We start from the raw sequence: 25,359 nt of genomic DNA, 5'->3' as shown, positions 1-25,359 counted from the left end.
ACCGAAGGGGCCCAAGGGCTCAATCCTGATGGGACCGGTGGGTTGCCCGCACGTCCCGCACAAGGATGCCCGGGCGGAGACCCAAGTCAGTCCTGATGCAGGCGGATGAGGTTCCCGCAGGTGTCCTCGAAGTCGGCCATGACGCCCGAGGGGTCCTGGGTCGGCTCCCCGCGGAACACGACCCCGGCCGCGCTCAGACGCTCGTAGTCGGCCCGGACGTCCGGCGAGCCGAGCACGATAGCCGGCAGGCCGGCGTCGTACACGCCCGTGCGGTAGGCCTCCGCGACGGGGTTTCCGCTCGGTTCGAGCAGCAGTCCCACGCCACCGGAATCGGGCGAAGAGACGATGAACAGGTTCGCCTCGGGCATCGCAAGCAGGGTGTCGAAGCCGAGCGTCTCCGTGTAGAACACGTGCGCGGCGGCCGGGTCAATCACGTGGATGGAGCACATCTTAATCCTCATGGCCCTCAGCCTACGCACCGCCTCCGACAATCCCCACGACCGGACGAATCGTCCTCACAGGGTGACATGAGCCGAACGTAGGGTGCGGACACGGACCGTCAGCAGGTCGCCGAGGCCTGCTCGGACGCACGACGGCGGTCCTAGAAGCCAACGGCGACCGGGTGCATGCTCATCAGAGCCTTGATTGTCGCGGCATCACTCCTCGTGCGGTCGAAGGCACACAGCCCGGTGATGGGCTTAGCCTGCATCAGGAGCTCGGCCTCTTCCTCCCAGCGCATCCACGCCTCGAGCCGCTCGGGATCCAAGGTCAGGCTGGTGTTGTCCGCCGCAATCCGAAGTCCCGTGTAGCCGAGCTCGATGGCCTGTGCCAGGGAACTCTCGAAGGCTGCCCGTTGTGCAGCTGCATCGATGATCATCGCTTGGCCATACGCCTCGGCCGTGCTGAAGATCAGGAGGTCGCCCCGCTCCACGAGGCCCTTGGGCCAGAGTGCAGCCCTAGGGTCGTCGACGATGAAGACCTGGCGCTCGCCGCGGGCGTGTCCTTCGACCAGAAACGATGCGACGCGACCCTCGAATTCGGGTAAGCCCATGAAAGCCCATCCGAGATGGCCGACCGGCCACCGGTCCTCTCGCCGCGGCCGGTGGATGCGCTCGTTCACCGACCCCTCCTCTCAGGCGACTGCGGTAGCGCCACACAACCTCGCTCGACACCCGATGAATGGGCACCCTGCGCGCCATGTGGACTCAGATTTTACCCCTCGAATGCGTAGCACGGCATGGGTGCCGGTGACCGACAGGCTGGCGGCATCCCCCATGATGAACGCCCCCAGCATTCCATGCCGCCAGCCCGTCAGTAGGCCGATTCTTGACCCAAGGACCAAGCTAATCGGTGGTCTGGCCGTGCGTTCAGAGGCTTTCGTCCCACCCTGCACGAACGGTTCATCGCTTCGAGGACAAGATCACCGGAGCTCCTGAGCGCACGACGGCGGGTGGGAACCCGCCGTCGTCCGCTTCACCGCCGCTCCGGGAGCGTCAGCCGGAGATCGACCTCACGGGGACAACTCCTCGAGGACGCGGCCCTTCGTCTCGATCGCGAAGAAGATGGTGATGAGCCCGCCCAGTGCCGCGATCCCGGCGAACACGATGAACACCCACGAGATCCCGAAGCCGTCCATGATCCACGCGACCAGCAGCGGCCCGAGACTCGAGCCCGCACGGAGCCACGCGCTCCCGAAGCCCGTGCCGATGGCCCGCAGCCGTGTCGGGTACAGCTCGGCCGAGTAGAGGTACAGCGAGAAGGAGACCGTCTGCAGGATCGCGTAGGCGATACTCGCGAAGAGGACCACCTGGACCGCGGAGACCGCGCCCAGGGCCCCGAGCACCACTAGCGGGACGGTGGAGACGAGGAACGCCACCGAGTACCAGCGCTTGCGGCCCACGCGGTCGATCAGCAGCGCGCAGATCACGGACGCAACGACGCCAACGCTGGAAGTCACCCAGCCGTAGGCCAGACTCGTCTGGAGCGGCACATGGAAGACCTCCTTGTAGAGGGTGGGCAGCCAGGTGATGAGGCCGTTGTTGACCACGTACACGCTCACCCACAGGCCCCAGATCATGAGGGTGCGCTTGCGGTAGACGCCGCGGAACAGCTCACGCCAGTCGGAGCGGCCCTCGACAGGGGCGACCGGCCGGACCTCCGGCTCGGCGAGCGTGTGGCCGGCCTTGACGGCCTCCCGCTCGAGCATGGCCACGACGGCCTCGGCCTTCGCCGTGCGCCCCACGGCGGCGAGCCATCGAGGCGATTCGGGCATGAGCCAGCGCAGCGGGATGGTGAGGACGGCGGGGACGAGCCCCACGATGAACATGGCCTTCCAACCGAACACCGGCACGAGGAAGAAGCCCGCGATCCCGGCGAACATGAGGCCCACGGGGAAGATGACCTCGTAGAGGAGGAAGAAACGGCCGCGGCGCCGGGCGCCGACGAATTCGTTGATGTACGCACTCGCCACCGGCACCTCGCCGCCGGTGCCGATGCCCTGGAGGAACCGCATCACGATCATGGACCAGGCGCCCCACGCGAACAGGCAGGCGAGGTCCATGCTCACGAACAGCACGATGGTGATCGCCAGGGTGGGCATGCGCCCGATGCGCTCGGCGAGGCTGCCGAAGAACAGTGACCCGAAGAGCTGGCCGAGGTAGCCGGCGGAGAGGATCATACCGACCTCACCGGCGCTGAGGTGCCACTCGGTCACGAGCTGGGGCATCGCGAACGCGATCGCGAGGACCGTGTACGCGTCGAAGAAGGTGGCGGAGCCGATGACGACGCGGATCATCGTGAGGCGCCGGGTGATCGGCAGCCGCTCGAGTCTCGCGACGAGCTCGGTCTGTGTCGCGGAAGTCTGTCCGCTGGCCATAGCAGTCATTGTGGGGTGGTTCCTCCCCTCCGCGACCATCGCGGAGTTGTCGGGACATCGTTGTCGCCGAACCGCTCGCCCAGGGTGCGCGAACGGACGGGAAGGTGGCGTGTCACGCCGGGCTTGCGAAGTCGAGCGTACGACGGCGGGCAGGAACCCGCCGTCGTACGCTCACCCGTCACGCGTGGGCGGGCACGGAGGCCAGACCGAGGTTCGCCGAGGCGAGTGCAAGGGCGATCTCCTCGTGTGCGCCGGGGGCAAGCGAGAGCAGCGGGGGCCGCACCGTGGCGTGCTCGAGGATGCCTCGGACCACGAGGCCCTCCTTGAGCGCGACCGTGCCCTCCATGTGGGAGCCGCGGTGGTAGACGTTCTTGGTCACGGGCAGCAGGCGGTCGTGGATCTCGCGCGCCTTCGCGTAGTCCTTGGCCTTGCCCGCTGCGATGAGCTCGACGAGCGGCTCGGGCGCAAGACCGCCGTAGCCGACGAGGGCGCCGTCGACGTCGAACATCGTGTGCAGGAGGTACTCGTCATGGCACGTGAGGACCTGCAGCTCCGGGAACGCTGCCCGCAGCACGGGGATCTCGGTGTCCCAGCGGCGCATGTTGCGCACGCCGTTCTTGGTGGCGAACACGCCCTCCTGAGCGGCGATCTCGAGCTGGGTGTCGAGGTTGTAGGTGGCCTTGGTGGCGTCCGGGTACTGGAAGAGGATGAGCGGAAGGCCGCTCGTCTCGTAGATTTCGCGGTAGCGGGTCTGCGGCGCACCGTCCTGGTAGCCGAACCGCAGCCAGCCGTGCGAGGGGTAGACGAGGCCGGCGGAAGCACCGGCGTCGACAGCGCGCTGGGCCTCCTCGGCGGCAACCTTGTTCCCCTCTCCGGTGATGCCGGCGATGATCGGCAGCCGGCCGTCCACAGAGTCCCGGAACGCAGCGATGACCTGCGCCTGCTCCGCCTGGGTGAGGAACGTCCCCTCGCCGGCGTGGCCGAGGACCACGAGGCCCTTGACGCCTTCAACACTGCCGAGCCAGCTGCCGAGGCGCTGGATCGCGTCGACATCAACGTCGCCATCGCGGGTGAAGGGGGTGACGGGGGCCGGGACGAGGCCCCGGAGGTCGATGGTGCTCACTGATTGCTCCTCGTTGAAGGGAAAGGGAATCGATTCCGTTATCGATTGCACCAACGGTAAGCTGAGTCACAGGAGCCCGTCAAGGGGTCCGTTTCACGGGATTCGAGGAAGGGCAGCATGGACGGCAAGGGCGTCAGGACTGGATCGAGGCCCACGATCGCGGATGTCGCGGCAGCGGCAGGCGTTGCGCGCTCCACGGTGTCTCGCGCCATGAACCGCGACCACACGTTCTACCGCAGCGACTCCGCCGCCCGGATCCGCGCTGTCGCCGAGGGTCTGGGCTACGAGCCCAACCCCTCGGCCGCGAACCTGCGCCGCAGGCAGACGAACACCATCGGGGTCCTCGTCCCGCGGCTCACGGACACGGTCATGGCCACGCTGTACGAGGAGATCGCGACGGCGTGCGGGGCGCGCGGCTACCACGCCCTCGTCGCCACGACCTACGGCGATGCCCGACTCGAGCGGGAGAACGGCCTCGCGATGCTCGCCTCACGCGTGGACGGCCTCATCCTCACGACCGCCACGACTCGGGGAGGACTGTGCGCCGAACTGCTGGAGGGCGGCGTACCGCATGTGCTCGCGCTGCGCGCGTATGGGCCGAGCCCGAGCGTGACGGGCGACGACGCGCTGGGCGGCTATCTCGCGACCCGGCACCTCATCGATCTGGGCCACCGGCTGATCGGGATCGTCGCGGGGCCGGACGAGGCCCCGACCGCCCTGGCCCGCCGCGAGGGGTATCGGCGGGCGCTGGCAGAGGCGGGACTCGTCGCCGACCCCTCGTTCGAGTATGCCTCGACGTTCTCGATGGAAAGCGGCGAGGTCGCTGCCGCAGCGCTCCTGGCCGGCGAACGCCGCCCCACCGCCGTGTTCGCAGTCAACGACAACACGGCAATAGGGTTCACATCGGTGATCCAGCGGGCCGGGCTACAGATACCCGCGGACCTCTCAGTGGCGGGCTACAACGACATCCCCGTCGTCGGCCGCCTCGCCGTGCCGCTCACGAGCGTCCGCGTGCCCTTCCGAGAGATCGCTGTGGCCGCCGTGGACTCGCTGCTCGACCAGGTCGCCGGGCGGAGTGCCGCGGACCGGGCGGGGTCCTCGCGCATCCTCGCGCCCACGCTCATCCCCCGTGCGTCGACGGGCCGGCCTCCGGTTCAGGAGAGTGCGGGCGCCGCAGTCGCCTGACGACGGCGGGTGGGCACCCGCCGTCGTGCGCTCGCCGACCGCCAGCTGTGCACGCGGCGGGAAGCGCGAGCCTCTGACCAGGCGAGTCTCAATCGCCGTAGCCGGCCGCAGTCTCGGTGAGGCTCTTCCCCTTCGTCTCGGGGGCCAGCCACTGGGACAGCACTGCACCCAGCAGGGCGACCCCCGCAGCGATGAGCATCGTGCCACCAGTGCCCAGGCTCTTCATCGACATCGGCAGCAGGAACGTGCCGATGCCGGCGCCCACCCGGCTCACGGCCGCCGCGAAGCCCGTACCGATTCCCCGGATCTCAGTCGGGAAGACCTCGCCGGGGTAGACCCCGGTCAGCGTGTTGTACATCGCATTGAAGAACGAGAACACCAAGAACAGCGCGAGCACTGCGAACGGCGGCGCACCGGCCCAGAGCCCGATGACGGCGAGGATCACCGTGGCCAGCCACTGCGGCGGCACCGTGAGCACGCGCCGTCCGACCTTGTCGATCAGGAACACCGTGAGCACCACGCCAGAGAGGGCCACGGCGGAGAGCCCCACGCCGCCGGCGAGGCCCCCGCCGAGGCCGTAGCTCTCCAGGACGCTGTCGGCGAAGGTGGCGATCGCGAAATACGGCGAGACGGCGCAGAACCAGAACATCGAAACGAACAGGGTCGACCGCCAGTACTTCCGCGAGAACAGCATGCCGAAGGTGCCGGGGCGCACGTCCTCGTGCTCGACGTCGGCCATGTCGGCCTCGCTCTCCAGATACCGCCGCGCGACGAGGCGGGCCTCGTCCCTGCGGCCGACATTCCAGAGCCACCGCGGTGACTCGGGGAGGCCGAGCCGGCTGACGAACAGGACCCCTGCGATGACGGTGCTCGTGCCGAGGATGGTCCGCCACCCCAGATCGGTGTACTCGGTCAGGACATAGCCCAGCGCGAACGCGGCCATGAAGCCCGAGTACCACGCGATGAGCGTCAGCCCGAGGACCCGGCCCCTCAACCGGGCGGGCGCGAACTCCGACATGAGAGGCCAGCCGACCGAGTACTCGGCGCCGATCGCTATGCCCATCATGAAGCGCACCACGATCAGCCACTCTGCCGAGTCGACGACGAACTGAAGCGCCGAGGCGATGACGAACAGCCCCATGTCGAGCATGAACAGCGGCTTGCGGCCGAACTTGTCCGCCGCGTAGCCGCCGATGGGCGACCCTACGAGGATTCCGAGGAGCGCGGCCGCAGCGACGAGGCCCTCCTCAAGCGACGTTAGACGGAGATCGCCCATCATCGTGGCGGCCACCGGCCCGATGATCCCGAGGATGTACCCGTCCAGGAACATCCCGCCAACCATCACGGCGGCGAGCCTGATCAGAAAGCGTCGCTTCCCTGTCGCGGACAGCTCCCCCCGCGCCGTCCTCCTTTCGCTCACGGTCTTCATGTCTCCTCCTGGCCCATTCACCATTGTGATCCGTCAGGCCGACCCGGCCCCCCTTCCGATGAGGATTTCTGGGCCGGCGTCCGCGGACTTTCGGGCATCCGGCATCGCTACGTGCTCGAGGGCCATGTGGTCTATAGACCTAGGTCTATGGTGGCGTGCTCCCGTGTCCGAGAGGATGGGCCCATGGGGGCGTGCCGTCGGGCGGGCCCACGGAAGAGGGGACACTTTCGTGGATCGTGGATGGCTCTACGGCGCGGCGGCCGGGGCACTCGTGCTCGCACTCAGCGGCTGCGCAGCACCGCAGCAGGCGAGCACGAGCAACCCCAGCGCGAGCAGCGGGACCGCGCCGTCGTCCGCGAGCGCAGCAGCGGCATGCGTGGCAGACCCGCAGGCGGTCATCCGGCGCACGCTCCCTGCGGCGGCGTCGGGCCCGATGCCCGCGGCGACCGCGGCCGCCCTCGACAAAGCCGCGCAGGATGGCCTCGCGCAGGCCTCGACGGCGGGCGCGATCGTCGCCATCCGCAGCCCACAGGGGACATGGATCAAGGCGTTCGGCCTCGCGGACCAGACCACGAGGGCGCCCATGACGGTGGACATGTACCAGCGCATCGGCTCGGTCACCAAGACATTCACGGGAACGGTGGTCCTCAGGCTGGTCCAGGACGGCAGGGTCTCCCTCAACGACCCGATCAGCCGCTATGTCCCGGGCGTCCCCCGCGGCGACGAGGTGACCCTCCGCCTGCTGCTGAACATGACGAGCGGGGTCCCGAGCTACTCCCTCGACACGACGTTCCAGCACGACCTCTTCACCACCCCGAACAAGGTGTGGACGCCGGATCAGCTGATCGCGCTCGGCCTCGCGCTCCCCCGCCAGTTCGAGCCGGGCGCGAAGTTCGACTATTCGAACACGAACACGCTCCTGCTCGGCAAGGTCATGGAGAAGGTCACGGGAACGACCTACACGGACGCGCTCCAGAACTACGTCATCGCACCGCTCAAGCTCTCGGGGACTTCGATGCCGGGCGCCAGCGGCGCGCTCCCCTCCCCGCACGCGACCGGTCTCACCCTCCAGGGGCTCCCCGACGGGCAGACGACGCCGCAGGACGCGACCGCGTGGAACCCCACCTGGGCCTGGTCGGCGGGAGAGCTGACCTCGTCGGCCGCCGACCTCCTCGTGTACGGGCGGGCCATGGCGACGGGTCAGGGGCTCCTCGACGAGAAGACCCAAACCGAGCGGCTCGCGTCGATCCCCGGGCCGGCGGGCTACGGCCTCGCCGTGGGCTGCATCGACGGGTGGCTCGGGCACACGGGCGAGATCCCCGGGTTCAACACGAGCCTCTTCTACGACACGCGCTCCGACACGACCGTGACCGTTCTCGCCAACAGCGACATCCCCTCGGGCGGCTGCACGGAGTCAGCAACCCTGCCGGACACGCCGAAGCAGCTGTCGTGCATGGACCCCGCGAGCCGGATCTTCGTCTCTGTCTCCGCGGCCCTGGGCCACGAGTTCAAGCCTAACCCGAAGGCGTGAGCGCGTAACGGAAGCGGCAGCTGGACGGCCCCGAAATATGATCGCGTTCATGGCCCCCGCCCTCCGGCCGCCTTTGGCCCACTCGCTGGACGTCTCACTGCGCACCGTCCTCGGCCTGGGCCTCGTGCTCGCCGGAATCCTCGCCGCCCTCGTACCGTGGGAGGGGCCAGCGGGCTGGCTGCTGCTCCTCTTCCCGTGCATCTTCCTCGTCTACCTCGGAGCTGGCCTCCTTGCCTGGTACCGGCGGCCGAGCAACCGCATGGGGCCACTCATCCTCGTTGCGGGCATGGCGCTCTTCCTCGGAGGCGGCCTGTGGAACACGGAGGTGCCCGCGCTCGTCGCCGTCGGGGCGGTGTGCAGCACGCTCGTCCTCGCCTCGACGGTCCACCTCCTTCACGCCTTCCCCTCCGGCAGGCTCCGTGGGCGGGCGTCCAGAGCCACGGTCGTCGGCGCGTACGTGACGGCACTCCCGCTCCAGGCCCCGCACTACCTCTTCGACGCGCGAGGCCAGGTGCCGTGGCTGCTCGTTGCGGACAGCCCGGAGGCCCTGGCCCTCGGGGTCTCGGTCCAGCAGTTCGCCGGTGCCGCGGTCATGGTCGCGACAGCCGTCATCCTCACGCGCCGGTTGCTCCGCACCGAACGGCGGCACCGCTTCGTGCTCGTCCCCGTCTCCGCCTACGGGATCTTCGCCGTGATCTTCACCCCGTTCAGCTCGTCCGTGCTCGGCGGCCTCCTGCACCTTCCCGCGATGCTGCGAGGCGGCATCCAGCTTGCGGTCCTCGCCGGGATCCCGGTCGCCTTCGCACTCGGAGTCCTGCGGGGCGGATTCGCCAGGACGGGCCAGCTCGAGGAACTCGGGACCTGGCTCGGTGTGTCCGGACCCAAGCACGCCCTGTCCGTGGCGCTCTCGGGCACGCTCGGCGACCCCTCGCTCGAGCTCTCCTACTGGGTGCCCCAGCGGAAGTCGTTCGTCGACGAGCAGGGCGAGCCGGTCGCCGTCGTCCTCGGGACGGAACGCGATACCGGCGAGGGGCGCGGAACGGTCGAGGTCGAGGTGGACGGCCGCCGCGTGGGCGCCATCTCCTATGACGCGGCCCTCATCGCTGACCCCGAGCTCGTCCGGACGGCGGGGCGCGTCGTTGCCATCGCGGTGGACAGGGAACGGCTCACCGCCGAGCTGCGGTCCAACCGCGCAGCGCTGCAGAGGTCGAGGGAGCGGCTCGTCAACGCCGTGGACCGGGAGCGGCGCCGCATCGCCCAGGACCTCCACGACGGCCTGCAGATGCGGCTCGTCCTCCTGGCCCTCGACGCCCAGCGGCTCGGCAACGCGACCGGGACCACCGAAGAGATGTCCCACCGCGCGACCCAGCTGCGCCGTGAGATCGACGCCGCTGCGGCGGACCTGCGGCAGCTCGTGCACAACGTCATGCCTGCTGCGCTCATCGAACAGGGCCTTGCGGCCGCTGTCGAGGATCTCACCGACAGGATGCCCATCCCCACCTCGCTCGAGATGGGCCCCGAGATCACCCCGGGCACTCGCGCCTTCCCCCCGGCGGTCGAGAGCACCGCCTACTTCGTCATCGCGGAGGCCCTCGCGAACACCGTCAAGCACGCGGCGGCGGAATCGGCGGCGGTGCGGGTCGCCCTCGACGACGGGCAGCTACGGCTCGAGGTGCACGACGACGGCGTGGGCGGCGCACGGCAGAACGACGGGGCCGGGCTGCGCGGCCTGTCCGACCGGGTCGAGGTCCTCGCGGGGCGCCTCGATGTGACCAGCGAACCCGGCGAGGGCACTCATATCACCGTGGAGCTGCCATGCGCGTGATCATCGGGGAAGACGAGGCGCTCCTGAGGCGCGGGCTGCAGCTCCTCCTGGAGGACGGCGGTTTCGAGGTCGTCGCGGCCACGGCCGACGCGGAGGCCCTCGAGTCCGCCGTCGAAGAGCACCGTCCGGACCTCGTGGTCACCGACATCCGGATGCCGCCGACCCACACCGACGAGGGGCTCGTCGCGGCCCTCAGGATCCGCCGCCTGCACCCCCGGACCGCCGTCGTGGTCCTCTCCCAGCACGTCCAGCGGCGCTACGCCCGCGAGCTGCTCGCCTCGCCCGACGGTCGCGTGGGCTACCTCCTCAAGCAGCGCATCGCCGACGTCGATACCTTCCTCGGAGACCTCCGCAACGTCGCCAGCGGCGGGACCGCCCTCGATCCCGAGGTCGTGTCCGTCATGCTCGCCCGCGCCCGGCGCTCCGACGGCGCGGTCAGGGGCCTCACGACGCGCCAGCAGGAGGTGCTCGCGCTCATGGCGGAGGGGCGCAGCAACGCCCGGATCGCCGTGGAGCTCTTCCTGACCGAGAAGGCGGTGGTCCAGCACACGTCCAACATCTATGACGCGCTCCAGCTGCCCCGCGATGCCGATTCGCACCGGCGCGTGCTCGCCGTCATGCGCCACCTCAGCCGGGACTGACCGGGCGCACGACGGCGGGCGGGCACCCGCCGTCGTGCGCTCGCCTAAGCTTGGGATACCGCCAGCCGACAGCCTCAGGAGAACCCGTTGACCACAGTCCCGCATGAGATCGACACCCCGGAGATCATGGTCGATCGCGAGATCCTGGCCCGGAACATCGCCCGGATGGCCGAGGGGGTCGCTGCGAAGGGCCTCGCGCTGCGCCCGCATGCGAAGACGCACAAGATCCCCGAGATCGCCGAGCTGCAGCTCGCCGCCGGGGCGGTCGGGCTGACCGTCGCCACGATCGGCGAGGCCGAGCTGTTCGCCGATCGCGGCGTGACGGACCTGTTCGTCGCGTATCCGCTGTGGGTCGGGCCGCGGCAGGCAGAGCGGCTGCGGCGGCTCGCCGGGCGGGCCCGGATCGCGGTCGGGACCGACTCGGCCGAGGCCGCGCGGGCCATGGGAACCGCGCTCGGCGAGGCCGCGGGGACCATCGAGGTGCTCGTGGAGATCGACAGCGGGCACCACCGCAGCGGGGTCGCGCCCACCCAGGCAGTCGAGGTGGCCCGGGCCGCGGCCGATGCCGGGCTGCGGGTGGCCGGCGTCTTCACGTTCCCCGGCCACTCGTACGCGCCGGGGATGCCTACCGAGGCCGCCGCCCAGGAGCAGCGTGCCCTCGGTGAGGCCGCGAGGCTGCTCGCGGACGCGGGCCTTGAGATCACGCGCGTGAGCGGCGGCTCGACGCCGAGCGCCCTGCTCACGGAGGCGGGCACCACCACGGAGGTTCGGCCGGGCGTGTATGTGTTCGGCGATGCGCAGCAGCTCGAGCTCGGCCGGTGTGCGCTCGAGGACATCGCCCTCACCGTCGCGGCCACTGTGGTGAGCCGCCACGAGGGCGACTCGGTGGTTCCCCGGCGGATCGTGCTCGATGCGGGCAGCAAGGTCCTGGGCGGAGACCGGCCCGCGTGGGCCACGGGCTTCGGCCGGCTCATGGACTTCCCCGGTGCCCGGATCACGGGCCTGTCGGAGCATCACGCAACGGTGGTCTTCCCCGAGGATGCTCCCCTGCCGGCCCTCGGCGAGCGCGTGCGCGTGATCCCGAACCACGTGTGCGTGGCCGTGAACCTCGTCGACGAGGTCGCGGTGGTCAGCGGCGGGCGCGTCGTGGACCGGTGGCGCGTCGCCGCGAGGGGCATGAACAGGTAGCACGCCGCCGGCGCGGCCGGCTTCAGTGGGGGCCGCCCGCGGGAGTTCAGCGGGGGTCGGCCGACACGGGTGCCGGATGCTCGGCCGCCCAGGAGGCGAGGAGGCGCAGCCGCTCGGCCGAGGGCGAGCCCGGTTCCGCGGTGTAGATCAGCAGGACGTGACCGGGCTCCGCGGTGATGGCGAGCTCCTCGTACGCGAAGGTCACCTCGCCGACCACCGGGTGGACGAAGCGCTTGGTCCCGGCACCGTGGGTGCGCACATCATGCGCTCCCCAGAGCCGGCGGAACACATCGCTGCGCGTGGAGAGCTCGCCGACGACGTCCTGCAGGCCCCGGTCGTGCGGGTCGCGGCCGGCCTCGGCCCGCATGACCGCGACGCACATCTCGGCGAAGCGGTCCCAGTCCGGGTAGAAGTCGCGCGCGGCCGGGTCGAGGAACTGGAACCGGGCCAGATTGGGCACACGCCCGCCATCGCCGACCACCGGGGAGTAGAACGCCCGGCCGAGGGCATTGGTCGCGACAAGGTCCTGGTGCGCGTTGCGGACGAACGCGACGCCGTCGGTGATGGCCTCGAGAGCCCAGTGAAGGCTGGGCCGGGTGGCGGGATTCGCGTCGGAGCGACGGCGCGCCCGCCCCGACGTGGGGATCCCGTCGGCCGCTCGGGCCAGGTCGAACAAGTGGGCCCGTTCGGTGTCATCGAGCTGCAGTGCCGTGGCGATCGAGTCTAGGACGGAGGAGGAGGCCCCCGCGATGGTGCCGCGCTCGAGCTTGGCGTAGTACTCGACGCTGACGCCGGCCGCCATCGCGACCTCGGAGCGGCGCAGCCCGGCCACGCGCCGGTTGGGCCCCGCGGGGATCCCGGCGAGCTCGGGGGTGAGCTTGGCGCGCCGCGACATGAGGAACTCGCGGACCTCGGCTCGATTGTCCATGCCGTAGAGCGTACGTCCCTGAGGACCGGCGAGGGGTGCCCTCCCGGTACACCTTTCAGCAGGGACTCCCGCCGCCCGGCCGGACACGGTGTGCTGGTGGGGTGACAGCTTCCCTTTCCACCCGGGCATCGCTCGGTCGTGGCCCCCGCATCGGCCGCACTCTGGCGACCCTCCTGCTGGTCCTGACGGTCTTCGGGCCCATCTCCATGGACCTCTACCTGCCGGCACTGCCGGCGCTCACGTCCGAGCTCGGGGCGGCGACCTCGCTCGCGCAGCTGACCGTGACGGCGTGCCTGTTCGGACTTGCCGGCGGCCAGCTCATCGCGGGCCCGCTCTCCGACCGCCTCGGGCGGCGGGGGCCGCTCCTCGTCGGCGTCGCGGCCTACGTGGCGGTCTCGGCGCTGTGCGCCGCGAGCCCCACGGTTGAGGTCCTCATCGCGGCGCGGCTCGTGCAGGGCCTCGCGGGCGGCGTCGGGATCGTGATCGCGCAGGCATCCGGCCGTGACTTGTACAACGGCACGCGGCTGATCCGCTTCTACGGGCGCCTGACCGTAGTGGGCGGCTTCGCGGCCATCGTCGGACCGATGCTCGGCGGTGCGCTGACCGCGGTCATGGACTGGCGCGGGCTGTTCCTGGTCCTCGCGACCATCGGCGCCGCCATCCTCGCGAGCGTCGCCCTCGGGTTCCGCGAGACCCTCCCCCACGAGGCCCGGACCGCTGGCGGATTCGGTCGGGTGGGCCGGGACCTGCGCGTGCTGCTCTCCGACCGCGGCTTCGTCGGGGCGGTGCTCGTGCAGGGCTTCGTCAACTCCGCGATCTTCGCGTACCTGGCCGGCGCGACCTTCGTCCTCCAGGGGATCTACGGCCTTTCACCCCAGCAGTACGCGATGGCGTTCGGGCTGAACTCTGCGGGCTTCATGGTCTTCGGCTACCTGTCTGGCCGGTTCAGCGAACGGTGGCGCGCAGGCGGGATGCTGGCCATCGGCCTGGCGATGTGCGGCGCCGGTGCCACGGGGCTCCTGGTCGCAGGGCTCGCGCACGTGCCCCTCGCCGTCGTGATGGCGTCCCTGCTCCTCGTGGTCAGCGGCGCTGCGGTGACGAGCCCGCCGTCCACCGCGATCGCACTGGCCGACTACCCGCACATGGCGGGGACGGCATCATCGGTGCTGGGCGGGGCGCGGTTCGCGTTCGGCGGCGTGGCCGCGCCCTTGGTCGGCGTCGCCGGTGCCTTCAGCATCCTCCCGCTCGGCCTCGTCTCGGTCACGGTCATCATGCTCGCGGCCACGGCCGGCCTCGTCTTCCTCGCCCGCCCGACCCGCAGCACGGCCGGCACTCCCCACAGAGCCAGCCGGACCGCCGTCGTGCGCCCCACACCACCCGCCGCGCCCGAACTCGCAGCGGAACTCACACTGGAAGGAACACCCACATGCGTGGAGTAGTCATGTACGCACCCCGGGACGTCCGCGTCGAGGAGCGCGCCGACCCGGTCATCGAGCAGCCCACCGACGCCGTCATCCGCGTCGCCGCGGCCTGCATCTGTGGCTCGGACCTGTGGCCGTACCGCGGCGCGGACCCAGTGGAGCGGCCCACTCCGATGGGCCACGAGTACGTCGGCATTGTCGAGCAGGTCGGCGACGACGTGAAGAACGTCAAGGTGGGCGACTTCGTGGTCGGCTCGTTCTTCGCCTCGGACAACACGTGCGAGATCTGCCGCGCCGGCTACCAGTCGCACTGCGTCCACCGCGAGCCGATGGGTGCGCTCGGCACCCAGGCCGAGCTCCTGCGAATCCCGCTCGCCGACGGGACGCTCGTCGCGACGCCACGCCCGCCGCGGCCGGAGGAGATCCCGGGCCTGCTCGCCGCCTCGGACGTCCTGGGGACCGGCTGGTTCGCCGCGGTCGCCGCCGAGGCCGGGCCGGGCAAGACTGTCGCGGTGGTGGGCGACGGCGCCGTCGGGCTCCTCGGGGTGCTCGCCGCAAAGCAGCTGGGCGCCGAGCGGATCATCGCGATGAGCCGCCACGCCGACCGGCAGGAACTCGCCCGGCGCTTCGGCGCGACGGACATCGTCGAGGAGCGCGGCGACGAGGGCGTGGCGAAGATCAGGGAGCTTACGGACGGGCTCGGCGCCCACTCGACCATTGAGGCCGTCGGCACGCAGGAGTCGATGATGCAGGCCATCCGCGCAACCCGCGCGGGCGGGCACGTGGGCTATGTGGGCGTCTCGCACGACGTCGCCCTGCCGGGCCTCGAGCTGTTCTTCTCCGGCGTCCACCTCCACGGCGGCCCGGCCCCGGTCCGGCAATTCCTCCCCGAGCTGATCCGGCTCATCCTGGACGGCGAGATCGACCCGGGCGCGGTCTTCGACCTCACCCTCCCCCTCGAGAAGGCGGCCGAGGGCTACCGGGCGATGGACGAGCGGCTCGCCACCAAGGTGCTGCTCACCCTCTGACCGGCGCCGACCACGGCTGACGGCTGACCAGGAGCGCGGACGACGGCGGGTGCGCACCCGCCGTCGTGCGCCCACCCCGTGCCGGGAGACGCTCTCACCCCGCCGTCGAGCGGCGGACCACCAGCCTCGGCGGGATGAGCACCTCGGTGCCGGGGGCGGGGAGGGCTTCGTCGGAAGCGAGCCACGAGGCGGCAACCCGGCCGATCTCCTGCGCCTCGGTGTCCACCGACGTGAGGCCGACGGCCGCAATGCCGGCGAGGAACGTGTTGTCGTAGCCCGTGATCGCGACATCCTCGGGCACGCGCAGGCCGCGCTCCGCAGCCTCGCTCATCGCGCCGAGCGCAACGAGGTCGTTGACGCACACGAGCGCTGTGCTCCCGGGCCTCGCGCTCAGGACGCGCTCCGCGGCAGCCCGGCCGCTCGCCTCATCGAACTCCGCCGGCTCGACGTGCACGTGGTCCGCGAGTCCGTGCTCCGCCATCGCGCGCGCGTAGGCCTCCGCGCGCCGTCGGCTCGCGGGTCCGCCCTGACCGCCGAGGTGCACAATGCGCTGATGCCCGAGCGACACGAGGTGGTCGACGACCGCCCGCATGCCGATCTCGCTGTCGGAGCGCACCGACACGGCCCGGGGCAGTTCCTCGATGGACGCGGCGGCCACGACGATCGGGATGCCGGGCCGCAGCCGCTGGAGGTCAGCGAGGTCCGGCGTCACGCCCACGACGAGCAGGGCCGAGGCGTTGAGGTCCTCGAAGGCCTGCACGATCCGCCGGTCGGTCCGGTACGTGCCGTCCCGGTCCTGGATCACGGCGCTCGACATGAGCCCGTAGCGGCCCACGGCGTCCAGCTCGGTCCGGACGGTGTCGACGATCGTCGCGAACAGTGGGTTGTGGAGATTCGAGACGAGGATGCCGATGAAGCTCCCCCGGTAGGCGGACAGCGAGCTCGCGACCCAGTTGGGCCGGAAGCCGAGGCGCTCGGCGGCCGCGTGCACGCGGGCGCGGCGCTCGGGGCTGACCTTCTCGGGCTGGCGGTAGACGAGCGAGACGAGCGCCTTGGACACGCTGGCGGCCTCGGCGACGTCGGCCATGGTCGCCCGTTTCACTCCCTCATCCACAGCGACAAGCCTAGGTGAGCGCCCGAGCACCTCAGGCGAGGCGCTTCTTGGTCTCCTCGAGCATCCAGATGGAGTTCTCCACGGCCTTCTCCTCCTGCGAGAACACGGCCACGGTCGCGATGCCATCGAAGTCCACGCGCTTGAGCGCTGCGAAGAAGCCGTCGAGGTCCACCTCGCCCTGCCCGTACGGGAGGTGCTGGTGCACGGTCGCGTTCGTCTCCGCCGGGTTGAGCAGGTACCGGCGGCCGCCGGACGCGCGGTAGTCGAACGAGTCGGCGAGGTGCAGGTGCTTGAGGTCCGGCCCGGCGTACTCGACGATCGTGGCCGGCTCGTGGCCCTGGTAGAACGTGTGCGGCACGCAGTACAGGAACCCGATGTTGGGCGAGTTGAGGCCGCGGATCATCTGCACGGCCTCGATGCCGTCCTCGATGAAGTCGTCCGGGTGCGGCTCGATATTGAGCTTGATGCCCTCCTTCTCGAGGCGGGGCAGGATCACCTCCATCGAGCGCAGGAACTGGGCCTCGCTGCGCTCCTTCTGCTCGGGGCGGCCGGAGAACTCGGAGTTCATCTGGTCCACGCCCAGTTCAGCCGTGATGTCAATCGAACGCATCCAGGAGCGCACGGCAGCCTGGCGCTCGTCCTCGTCCGGGCTGGACCAACGAAGGATCGGCAGCACAGAGGCGATCTTCACCCCGGTCTCCTTCAGCGCGGCCTTGAGCTGCTGGACGAGGGCGTCGTTGGCGCGCGGGTAGAGGTAGAAGGGGAAGAAGTCGTCCCGCTGGGAGAACTCGATCCATTCGTACCCGAGGTCGGCAACGGTGCGGACCATCTCGGGGATGGGGAGGTGGCGGAAGGGCAGCGGGTCGAGGGTGATCTTCATGGTGTGCTCCTTGATGGGGGCGGCGAGGCGGCGGGTGGTGAGGCGGCGCACGACGGCGAGCGGTCGCCGTCGTGCGCCAGACGCGGTCAGGCGTGGGTGGGCTCGGCGATGCCGATGGCGGCGCGCAGCGTCCGCGCGGCGACGGGGATGGACTCCTCGCGGGGCAGGTCCCAGTCCTCGTTCTCGATGCAGACGGCGCCGTCGAAGCCCGCGCGGCGCACGGTGGCGAGGAAGTCGGTCCACCATGCGACGTCGTGCCCGCGTCCGGCTGCGACGAAATGCCACGGCCCGTCCGCCGGCGGCCGGGTGGTGAGGTAGCGGCCGCCTAGCGGCTGGGGCTTCTCCTCGGACGGGATGTACGCGTACCGGTCGTCGAGGAGGCCCCACTCGGCGATGTTCTCGGGCACGAGCACGGTGTCCTTCGCGGCAACGTGCCAGATCCGCCCGGTGAACCGTGCGGCCATGCGGTTCGGATCGATGCCCTGCCAGAACAGGTGGCTCGGATCGAGGTTCACACCCAGGTACTCCGACCCGACGGCGTCGAGGAACCGCTCGAGCGTGGCGGGGCTGTAGGTGAGCATGTGCGGGTGGATCTCCAGCGCGAGCCGGACGCCGTGGTCCTCGGCGAAGGCCGCGGTCTCCTTCCAGTACGGCAGCGCGACGGACCACTGGTAGTCGCGGACCTCGAGCAGGCCGCTCTCCCACGGCACGAGCGACCACGTGGGCAGCGTGGCGCCCGGTCCGGAGCCCACACTGCCGACCATGGCGTTGAGCCGGTCGAGGCCGAGCTGGGAGCTCAGCACGATCGCGTCCCGGAGGTCCTTCCGGTGCGGAACGCTGACCTCGGGGTCGGGGTGGAGGGGGTTGCTGTTCGCGTTGAGGATCGCGAGGTTGACCCCGGTCTCGGCGAACAGGCCGAGGAACTCGTCGCGCGCGGCGGCGCTGGCGACGAGCGCACCGGGGTTGCAGTGGCCGTAGGGGTTGAAACCGCCGGCCGGGACCTCGGCATCGGTGATGCCCCAGCCGTGCGCCATCGAGAGCGCGTCGCGGAGGGGGAGATCCATGAGCGCGGCGAGGTAGAGGCCGACTCTCATCGTGGGGCTTCCTGGTTCATCGAACGTCCTTGCTTCGGGCCGAGGGACCGGCTGATGTTGTTGAAAATGGACTTTAGACCGGTCTAAACATTCTCGTCAATATGGCCTATCCTGATTCCGCGCCGGTCTTTCCGGCGGCCGGACGTGCCGCTCACGCGGCGGAATAAGGAAATGCTCGATGACGATCAGTCCAACGACCCAGAACACGCGCAGGCTCCGCGTCGCCCTCATCGGCGCCGGGCTCATGGCGAAGTCCCACACCCTCGCGTACGGGGCCCTCCCCACGCTCTTCCCAGCGCTTCCCGCGGCGCCCGAGCTCAGCGTGCTCGCCGACGTGGACGACGCGCGTGCCGAGGCCGGCGCACGCCAGCTCGGGTTCTCCCGCTGGACGAGCGACTGGCACGCGGCGGTGCACGATCCCGAGGTCGACGTCGTGGACATCGTGACGCCGAACTGGCTCCACTACGAGGTGGCCATGGAGGCCATCGCCGCCGGCAAGCACGTCTACTGCGAGAAGCCGCTCGCGATCACGGCCAAGGAGGCCCGGGCGATGTGGGAGGCGGCACGTGACGCCGGTGTGACCACCCTCGTGGGCTTCTCGTACCTCGGCAACCCAGGCGTGCAGCTCATCAGGAGGCTCATCGACGACGGCACGCTCGGGGACGTGTGGAGCATCAAGGGGCACTTCGTGGTCGACGCGAACGCTGACCCGTCACTCCCCCGCACCTGGCACTACGAGCGCGGCAAGGCCGGCCTCGGGGCTCTCGGGGACATCGGATCGCACGTGATCTCGCTCGTGCAGGCGCTCGGCGGGCCCATCACGCGGGTCTTCGGCGACCTCGCGACCATGGTGCGGGAGCGGCCCGAGGCCTCGGGTGCGCTCTCGTACGGGTCTCAGGCCGCTGCAGACGCGCCGCTGCTTCCGGTGGAGAACGACGACGTCGCGACCGTGCTCGGCCGCCTCGTCTCCGGCGCGTCCGTGACCATCGAGTCAAGTCGGGTGGCCAACGGCCACCCGTTCGACCTCGGGGTCGAGGTGTTCGGATCGAAGGGCTCCGTGCGCTTCTCGCAGCAGGACTCCTACAAGGTCGAGCTGTTCCTGCGCGGCGGGGAGCCCACGGCATTCCCGGGCAGCACCACCGTGACGCTCGGTCCAGGGCACGGCGACTACGCCGCGTTCTGGCCATTCCCCGGCGTCACGATCGGGCTCCACGAGCTCAAGGCGGTTGAGATCCGCAACTTCTTCCAGGCGATCCTCGACGGCACCCAGGCGTACCCATCCTTCGAGGACGGCTGGCGGGTCGCCGAGGTCCTCGAGGCCGCGGAACGGTCTGATTCTGCCGGTGCATGGGAGGATGTGCGGCTTCTTTAGACCGGTCTAAATGAAAGGCGGACGGACGACGGCGGGTGCGCACCCGCCGTCGTCCGCCCGCCTTATTGTCGGCCTTCAGTCAATGCCACGCCGAGGCACCCTCAGGCACGCCCGGGAAGGATGAACCGCCAGTACATGAACGGCAGTCCATAGCGCTTGAGCAGCCACATGTCCCAGCGCTCGCGCGTCGTATCGATCAGCGGGATGCTCGGCGCGGGCTGCAGGCTGTAGTCGAACTCCGCGAGAAGCATCCTGTTGCGCGCGGTGGTGAGGGGGCAGGACCCGTAGCCGCTGTAGCTGGCTTCGGCGGGCTGGCCCTTCATCACAGAGAGCAGGTTCTGGACCAGCACGGGGGCCTGCTTGCGGATCGCGGCCCCGGTCTTGGAGTTCGGGGTCGAGCCGGCGTCGCCCAACGAAAAGACAGTGGGGTAGCGAGTGTGCTGGAGGGTGTGCTTGTCAACCTCGACGTACCCCGCGGAATTGTTCGGGTCGGCAAGGGCGGTCGCCTTCAGCCAGTCCGGCGCGGACTGCGGGGGAACGGTGTGCAGCATGTCGTAGTGGAGGGTCTCGCTGGCGCCGGTCGCGTGGTCGGTGATGACCATCTCCTGGGCGTGAGGATCCACGGAGGTCATCTCACTGCTCTTGCGGACCTCGATCCCATACTTGGCCACGACCCGCTCCAGCTCGTCGGCAAAGACCTTCACGCCGAACATCCCCGGGGTCGGAAGCACCATCACGACGCGGATGTTTCCCAGCACCCCCTGCTGGCGCCAGTAGTCCGCGGCGAGGTAGGCGATCTTCTGCGGGGCCCCGGCGCACTTGATCGGCCCGGCGGGCATGGTGAAGACCGCGGTGCCCGACCGCATCCCCCGGATCAGGTCCCAGGTCTTGGGGGCCAGGTCGTAGCGGAAGTTGCTGGACGCCGCGGGGGATTCGACGGCCGCGGCCATGCCTGGGATCCTGTCCCAGTCCAGCTGGATGCCCGGGGAGACAACGAGGTAGTCGTAGCCGATCTCCGCGCCGCCCACCGTGGTGACCATCTTGGCATCCGGGTCGATATCGACGGCCGCGTCACGGATCCACGCGACGCCCTTCGGCATGACCGCGGCCTGGTCCCGCACCGATTCCTTCTGCGGGGCCCGGCCTCCCCCGACCAGGGTCCACAGGGGCTGGTAGTAGTGCTTGTCGCTCGGCTCGAGCACGCCGATGTCGCTCTGGCCCGCACGGCGCAGCCGCGCCGCCACGCTCAATCCGGCGTTGCCGCCGCCGATGATCAGGATCTTGTGGTGGATGCCCATCGCGGTGATGCCTTTCCTCAGGTTTCGAGGGGCTGCGCTTGTCGAAGGACTCGCCGGCCATCAGTGACAGCCGGGGAAATCGGCAGTGTGACCCCAGTCACTCAAACATACCCCCAGGGGTATCGCCGATTCAATCCGCTTGGCGGCCGTCCGCAGACAGCGAACGACGGCGGGTGGGCACCCGCCGTCGTGCGCTCGCTTCTCAAGCAGTTCCGAGGATAGCCCCGAATCCTTCGCTCAGAGCTCCCGGGCCGCATACGCCGTCAAAGCGTCGCGGACGAAGGCTGCGCCCTCGGGGCCGCCATAGTTCTCGGCGAAGCGCTCGTCGGTCACATACATGTCGGCGAGGCCCAGCACGTAGGCCTTGGCGGGGCCGTCCGGGTAACCGGGCGTGCCGGGGATCCCGGCGAGCCACTGCACATGGCGGGAAGCCAGCGTCTCGGCGGCGGCGCCGTCGTGTGTCTCCCCGGCAGCGAAGGCGGCCTGCCAGTCTGCGTTGAGCTGCGCGACGCGGTTCTGCCACTCCTTCTGGCCGTCAGGGCCGAGGCCTCGCCACCACGCGTCGGAGTCCGCGTACGCCTTCTTGCCCCAGCGCTCCTCGACCTCGTCCTTGTACTGCGTGTGGTCGAACCCATCGAACATGTCCTGTGCCATGAGCTGGCCACCTCCTTCCATCTGCTGGATCGTCACCTCAACGGCCCTCGCCTGGCGCGCGAGCCGGCCCTGTTCCTGCCGCAGCCATTCCAGATGGGTGCGCAGCGCCTCCTTCTGGTCCTGCTGGCTGGCGAGGACCTCCGCGATTGCTTCGAGGCCGAGCCCGAGATCGCGGAGAAGGAGGATGCGCTGGAGCCGGACCAGCTCCTCCGGCCCGTAGTAGCGGTAGCCGTTGTGGCCCACGCGGCTGGGCTCGAGCAGGCCGATGCTCCCGTAGTGGCGCAGCGTCCGGCTCGTGGTCCCGGCCAGCCTGGCGACTTCCTGAATGCTCCAGTCCATGCGTTCCTCCTTGTGGTTACCACCGTAGGAGTTGACGCTGCGTCAAGGTCAAGGGGCGGGATCGTCACGGACCGACTGCCCTCCGCGAGGCCGCTCAACGCCTCTGGAGGGCCCGCCGTCGTGCGCCCGGGGCTACCAGCGCGGGTGGACCGCCTCGCGGAAGTACTTGTCGTAGACGCGACGCACACCGCCGTCGAGCTCCGGGCCCAGACGGCCGACGCCATCGGCAGCCGCGGCGTTCGCCTTCGCTTGGGCGGCGTTCCTCGCTCCCGGGATGGCGGTCGTCACCCCCGGTTGGGAGATGATCCAGGCCAAGGCGGCCTGGGCAGTGGTCAGGCCCTCCGGGACGAGCTCCTGAAACTCGGCCACCGCGTCGAGACCGCGCTCGAAGTCCACCCCCGAAAAGGTCTCCCCCACATCGAAGGCTGAGCCGTCCCGGTTATAGCTCCGATGATCGTGCTCGGCAAACTGGGTGCTGCGACTGTACTTCCCGCTCAGCAGGCCGGACGCCAAGGGCACGCGGACGATGATCCCCACGCCTGCCTTCTGTGCAGCCGGGAGGACTTCCTCCTGGGGCTTGAGTCGGAAGGGATTGAAGATGATCTGCACCGAAGCGACACCGGGCCGTGCGATCGCGGTCAACGCCTCTTCGGTCGTCTCCACGCTGACGCCGTAGTTCCGCATCACGCCCTCGTCGACAAGCTGGTCGAGGGCGTCAAAGACCCTGTCGTCAGAGTAGACTGGGGTGGGCGGGCAGTGCAGCTGGACCAGATCGAGAGTGTCCTGGCCGAGGTTGCGGCGGGAACGATCGAGCCACTCGCGGAAGTTGGCGAGCATGTAGTTCTCGGGGACTTGGGGCATGCGTCGGCCCATCTTCGTCCCCACCATGATCCCGGCGTCCGGGTGCGCCGCGAGCCACGCGCCGATGATCTGCTCGCTGCGCCCGTCACCGTAGACGTCGGCAGTGTCGAAGAACCTCACTCCGGACTCGGCCGCTGCGTCGAGGACCCGCGCGGCGTCTGCGCTGCCGACCTCGCCCCAGTCCGCTCCCAACTGCCACGTTCCGAGGCCAATCGGCGACACCGTCCGGCCGGTCCGACCCAGCACGCGTTCTTCCATGGTGTCCGACTATAGTGCGCCCGCTGGCGGCAGACCGGCTTCTTCAGGGGCGAGCCGCTGCGCTCAAGCGCATTTCCCGGCGTTAGCCGCGCACCACTGCTGGTACTGAGCCACGTTGGCCTGATGCTCCGCGTACGTCTTCGCGAACTTCGTCTCACCCGTGTCGAGGTTGACGGTCACCCAGAACAGGAAGTCATTGGCCGTCGGGTGCGCTGCCGCTGCGACGGCGTTCGATCCGGGCGAGCCGATGGGTCCGGGCGGAAGGCCGGGATGGACGTAGGTGTTGTAGGCGTTGTTGGTGTCTGCCTTCTGCGCGTCCGTGAGCTGGACCGTCTTGGTGCCGAGTCCATAAGTGACGGTCGCATCGGACTGGACGAGGCCATCGGTCTGATCGTTCGGCTTGAGCCGGTTGTAGATGGCCCCGGCCACGTTTCCGTAGTCGGCCCGGCCGCCCTCGGCCTGCACGATGCTCGCGACGGTGAGCACCTCGTGCTGCTTCGCGGGATCGGTGATCCCAGCCTTCTTGAGTTCTTCGACGGTGGCCGAGACGAGCGCGGCGAGAATGTCCTTCGCAGCCGTCCCCGTGGGGAAGCGGTACTCACCCGGGGCCAAGTAGCCCTCGAGGTTCGTGGCCTGAGAGGGGAGCCCGAACTGCGCGGGCTCGGCGTTGAGCTTGTCGAGGTCCTTGCGGTCGACGCTCGCGGACTTCGCGATTGTGTCGAGCGACTCGTTGAGGCGGAGCCCAGCGCTGAGCGCAAAGTAGATGACCTTCGAATTGTCGTCTGCGAGGAGCTGCGCCGCGTCGGAGGCCTTCATCTGCTTCTTGAAGGTGAAGCCGCCGGGGTGGAGCTTCCCCCCGACGTCGGCAAAGGCGCGGACGAAGGTATCGGTGTCCGCGACGACGCCCTCCTGCTTCAGCTCTTGCGCCACCGCGACGAGGCCGGTTCCCGGCTGGACGTTGACTTGGACCTGTCCGTCACCGGGACCCGCGTAATCCGAGACCTTGTCCATTCCGAGGGCTGAGCGCAGCACAAGCGCGCCCACCACCGAACCGGCAACCACGAGGGCCAAGGCAGCGCTCATGGCAATCGCCGCGTTCCGGAGCGGACGCCGCCCCTGGGCACTGCCCCCGGAAGGAGGCTCGCCCCCTGCAGGATCGACGGTCGACACCCCTGGCGCACTCTGATCGGGCGGCACGTCCAAGAGCTCGGAGACCGTTGTCGTGGGGGCGGCGGAAGGCTGGCTTTGATACTCGGGGGTGATCACAGTGTCCGTCCTCCTGCCTTGATCGCGTGTCCTGACCGCGTGGCGACGGGCCCCCCGAGGGGTTCCGGTCTCACGCAACGATCAGACAGTTACCCCTTTTCTCAGGCGGTCAAACGAACGGAAGTCAATACTCCGCGTTGGGCGCGGTTCCTCACGCAGCCAGAACCCGGCGCACGAACTCCCACGCCGGCCCCGCGTGCACCTCGCGGATGCGCCGGAACAGGGCGATGCACTCGGGCCCCGGCCAGTCCTGCGGCAGCAGCTCGGGCGGCAGGCCCGGATCGAGGTACGGAATGACGCGCCACGCGTCGATGCACTCCACGTACGCGGCGAAGCTCTCGGCCGGCCCCGCACTGCGTTCCGGCACGCGTGACTGCCCGTCGATGAACTCCCGGTGCAGCTCCGCAATCGCCTCAAGGTCCCACCAGTGCCCCACCTGCCCGGCCGCGACCGGTCCCGCGGGGAGGCCCCGGGCGGTGAACAGCACGACATGACCGCTCAGCCCCAGCCCCCCGATGACGTCCTCGACCTCCCCGCGCAGGAAGTCCGGGCAGATCCATACGCCCGACTCCACAGTCCCGCAGCCGATCCATTTGAGCTGCCTGCGCAGCTGGTGCCGCGCATCGCGCATCGCCTCCGGGATCGAGAACACGATGAGGCACCATTCGCCGTCGGCCGCCATGCTGCGCGGCTCGTGGATGCGGCGGTCGCCCCGGGCGAGCATCGCGACGGCCCCGGGCGCGAGCGCGAGGCCGGGGACGCCGTCCTGCGCCTCCGCCTCAAGGAGGCCGCGCTGCTTGACCCGGCTCAGCGCGGTGCGCGCCTGCGGCACAGGGACGCCCAGTGCCCCGAGCAGGGCGAGGAAGGCGTCTGTAGGCATCCACCCGCCAGCCTCGCGCAGGTACAAGCCCACAACGGTCCGCAGGAGGGAGACCGCGCTGCCGGGCCTCGACACCATGTCGTCCGTGACGCGGGGCAGGACATCGGTGAACCCCGTCGTGGCGTGGACAACATCCACTGCCCCAATGCTGAACGCAGAGGGTGATGGT

General features: G+C 69.8%; 22 protein-coding genes. 8 read left to right on the top strand and 14 right to left on the bottom strand.

The genetic code is table 11. The annotated features are described in order from the left end of the window. Window positions 1–86: 86 nt before the first annotated feature. The 4 genes from RBS60_RS14010 to RBS60_RS13995 all read right to left on the bottom strand — a co-directional run bounded on the left by RBS60_RS14010 (window position 87) and on the right by RBS60_RS13995 (window position 3,998). Window positions 87–461 carry a VOC family protein gene (locus tag RBS60_RS14010; protein WP_307958184.1) on the bottom strand — a complete coding sequence of 125 codons (375 nt, stop codon included), beginning with the start codon at window positions 459–461 and terminating at the stop codon, window positions 87–89. A gap of 140 nt (window positions 462–601) precedes the next feature. After that, window positions 602–1,120, bottom strand: coding sequence for an MEDS domain-containing protein (locus tag RBS60_RS14005; RefSeq protein ID WP_307958183.1), 519 nt, complete (start codon window positions 1,118–1,120; stop codon window positions 602–604). A gap of 390 nt (window positions 1,121–1,510) precedes the next feature. Continuing rightward, entirely contained in the window at window positions 1,511–2,875 is a 1,365-nt protein-coding gene (locus RBS60_RS14000) for an MFS transporter (RefSeq protein ID WP_307958182.1), read from the bottom strand. A gap of 178 nt (window positions 2,876–3,053) precedes the next feature. After that, the gene (locus RBS60_RS13995; protein ID WP_307958181.1) at window positions 3,054–3,998 is read right to left on the bottom strand and encodes a dihydrodipicolinate synthase family protein; all 945 of its coding nucleotides are present in this window, start codon (window positions 3,996–3,998) and stop codon (window positions 3,054–3,056) included. A gap of 117 nt (window positions 3,999–4,115) precedes the next feature. Here RBS60_RS13995 and RBS60_RS13990 point away from each other — a divergent pair, with 117 nt between their 5' ends. After that, window positions 4,116–5,183 (top strand): substrate-binding domain-containing protein, encoded by a 1,068-nt coding sequence (locus RBS60_RS13990; protein ID WP_307958180.1) that lies wholly within the window; start codon window positions 4,116–4,118, stop codon window positions 5,181–5,183. Window positions 5,184–5,271: 88 nt separating this feature from the next. Here RBS60_RS13990 and RBS60_RS13985 read toward each other — a convergent pair whose 3' ends face one another. Then, window positions 5,272–6,612 carry an MFS transporter gene (locus RBS60_RS13985; RefSeq protein WP_307958179.1) on the bottom strand — a complete coding sequence of 447 codons (1,341 nt, stop codon included), beginning with the start codon at window positions 6,610–6,612 and terminating at the stop codon, window positions 5,272–5,274. Between the two features lie 229 nt (window positions 6,613–6,841). Here RBS60_RS13985 and RBS60_RS13980 point away from each other — a divergent pair, with 229 nt between their 5' ends. From RBS60_RS13980 to RBS60_RS13965, 4 genes are all read left to right on the top strand, one after another. Next, window positions 6,842–8,143, top strand: coding sequence for a serine hydrolase domain-containing protein (locus RBS60_RS13980; RefSeq protein WP_307958178.1), 1,302 nt, complete (start codon window positions 6,842–6,844; stop codon window positions 8,141–8,143). A gap of 49 nt (window positions 8,144–8,192) precedes the next feature. Next, window positions 8,193–9,968 carry a sensor histidine kinase gene (locus RBS60_RS13975; protein WP_307958177.1) on the top strand — a complete coding sequence of 592 codons (1,776 nt, stop codon included), beginning with the start codon at window positions 8,193–8,195 and terminating at the stop codon, window positions 9,966–9,968. After that, entirely contained in the window at window positions 9,959–10,609 is a 651-nt protein-coding gene (locus RBS60_RS13970; RefSeq protein ID WP_307958176.1) for a response regulator transcription factor, read from the top strand. The genes RBS60_RS13975 and RBS60_RS13970 overlap by 10 nt, the downstream gene beginning before the upstream one ends. Before the next feature lie 87 nt (window positions 10,610–10,696). Next, a complete protein-coding gene (locus RBS60_RS13965) occupies window positions 10,697–11,797 on the top strand; it encodes a D-TA family PLP-dependent enzyme (protein WP_307958175.1) in 1,101 nt (366 codons plus the stop codon). Between the two features lie 46 nt (window positions 11,798–11,843). On the opposite strand, the gene RBS60_RS13960 is transcribed toward RBS60_RS13965, so the two are convergent. Beyond that, window positions 11,844–12,725, bottom strand: coding sequence for a helix-turn-helix transcriptional regulator (locus RBS60_RS13960; protein WP_307958174.1), 882 nt, complete (start codon window positions 12,723–12,725; stop codon window positions 11,844–11,846). A 101-nt stretch (window positions 12,726–12,826) separates the two neighbouring features. Between RBS60_RS13960 and RBS60_RS13955 the strand changes: the two genes are divergently transcribed. Further along, window positions 12,827–14,164 (top strand): multidrug effflux MFS transporter, encoded by a 1,338-nt coding sequence (locus tag RBS60_RS13955; protein ID WP_374049283.1) that lies wholly within the window; start codon window positions 12,827–12,829, stop codon window positions 14,162–14,164. Beyond that, the gene (locus tag RBS60_RS13950; RefSeq protein ID WP_307958173.1) at window positions 14,152–15,174 is read left to right on the top strand and encodes a zinc-dependent alcohol dehydrogenase family protein; all 1,023 of its coding nucleotides are present in this window, start codon (window positions 14,152–14,154) and stop codon (window positions 15,172–15,174) included. Before RBS60_RS13955 ends, RBS60_RS13950 begins: the two co-directional genes overlap by 13 nt. Before the next feature lie 94 nt (window positions 15,175–15,268). On the opposite strand, the gene RBS60_RS13945 is transcribed toward RBS60_RS13950, so the two are convergent. From RBS60_RS13945 to RBS60_RS13935, 3 genes are all read right to left on the bottom strand, one after another. Beyond that, complete coding sequence (locus RBS60_RS13945) at window positions 15,269–16,288, bottom strand: LacI family DNA-binding transcriptional regulator (protein ID WP_307958172.1); 1,020 nt, start codon at window positions 16,286–16,288, stop codon at window positions 15,269–15,271. A 31-nt stretch (window positions 16,289–16,319) separates the two neighbouring features. After that, entirely contained in the window at window positions 16,320–17,168 is an 849-nt protein-coding gene (locus RBS60_RS13940; protein ID WP_307958171.1) for a sugar phosphate isomerase/epimerase family protein, read from the bottom strand. A gap of 86 nt (window positions 17,169–17,254) precedes the next feature. Next, the gene (locus RBS60_RS13935; RefSeq protein ID WP_307958170.1) at window positions 17,255–18,262 is read right to left on the bottom strand and encodes a sugar phosphate isomerase/epimerase; all 1,008 of its coding nucleotides are present in this window, start codon (window positions 18,260–18,262) and stop codon (window positions 17,255–17,257) included. Window positions 18,263–18,440: 178 nt separating this feature from the next. Here RBS60_RS13935 and RBS60_RS13930 point away from each other — a divergent pair, with 178 nt between their 5' ends. Continuing rightward, window positions 18,441–19,634, top strand: coding sequence for a Gfo/Idh/MocA family oxidoreductase (locus RBS60_RS13930; RefSeq protein WP_307958169.1), 1,194 nt, complete (start codon window positions 18,441–18,443; stop codon window positions 19,632–19,634). Between the two features lie 101 nt (window positions 19,635–19,735). Here RBS60_RS13930 and RBS60_RS13925 read toward each other — a convergent pair whose 3' ends face one another. The 5 genes from RBS60_RS13925 to RBS60_RS13905 all read right to left on the bottom strand — a co-directional run bounded on the left by RBS60_RS13925 (window position 19,736) and on the right by RBS60_RS13905 (window position 25,328). Next, window positions 19,736–20,932, bottom strand: a complete 1,197-nt coding sequence (locus RBS60_RS13925) for an FAD/NAD(P)-binding oxidoreductase (protein ID WP_307958168.1) — start codon at window positions 20,930–20,932, stop codon at window positions 19,736–19,738. 237 nt (window positions 20,933–21,169) lie between these two features. Next, the gene (locus RBS60_RS13920) at window positions 21,170–21,925 is read right to left on the bottom strand and encodes a MerR family transcriptional regulator (RefSeq protein ID WP_307958167.1); all 756 of its coding nucleotides are present in this window, start codon (window positions 21,923–21,925) and stop codon (window positions 21,170–21,172) included. Window positions 21,926–22,057: 132 nt separating this feature from the next. Further along, window positions 22,058–23,044, bottom strand: coding sequence for an aldo/keto reductase (locus RBS60_RS13915; protein ID WP_307958166.1), 987 nt, complete (start codon window positions 23,042–23,044; stop codon window positions 22,058–22,060). A 63-nt stretch (window positions 23,045–23,107) separates the two neighbouring features. Next, a complete protein-coding gene (gene mltG, locus RBS60_RS13910) occupies window positions 23,108–24,127 on the bottom strand; it encodes an endolytic transglycosylase MltG (RefSeq protein ID WP_307958165.1) in 1,020 nt (339 codons plus the stop codon). A gap of 334 nt (window positions 24,128–24,461) precedes the next feature. Further along, window positions 24,462–25,328 carry a PaaX family transcriptional regulator C-terminal domain-containing protein gene (locus tag RBS60_RS13905; RefSeq protein ID WP_307958164.1) on the bottom strand — a complete coding sequence of 289 codons (867 nt, stop codon included), beginning with the start codon at window positions 25,326–25,328 and terminating at the stop codon, window positions 24,462–24,464. Window positions 25,329–25,359 lie beyond the last annotated feature (31 nt).

The sequence above is a fragment of the Sinomonas sp. ASV486 genome (genome assembly GCF_030908215.1).
GTDB classification, from domain to species: Bacteria; Actinomycetota; Actinomycetes; order Actinomycetales; family Micrococcaceae; genus Sinomonas; species Sinomonas puerhi.
This window is presented reverse-complemented; position numbering and strand designations above follow the sequence as displayed.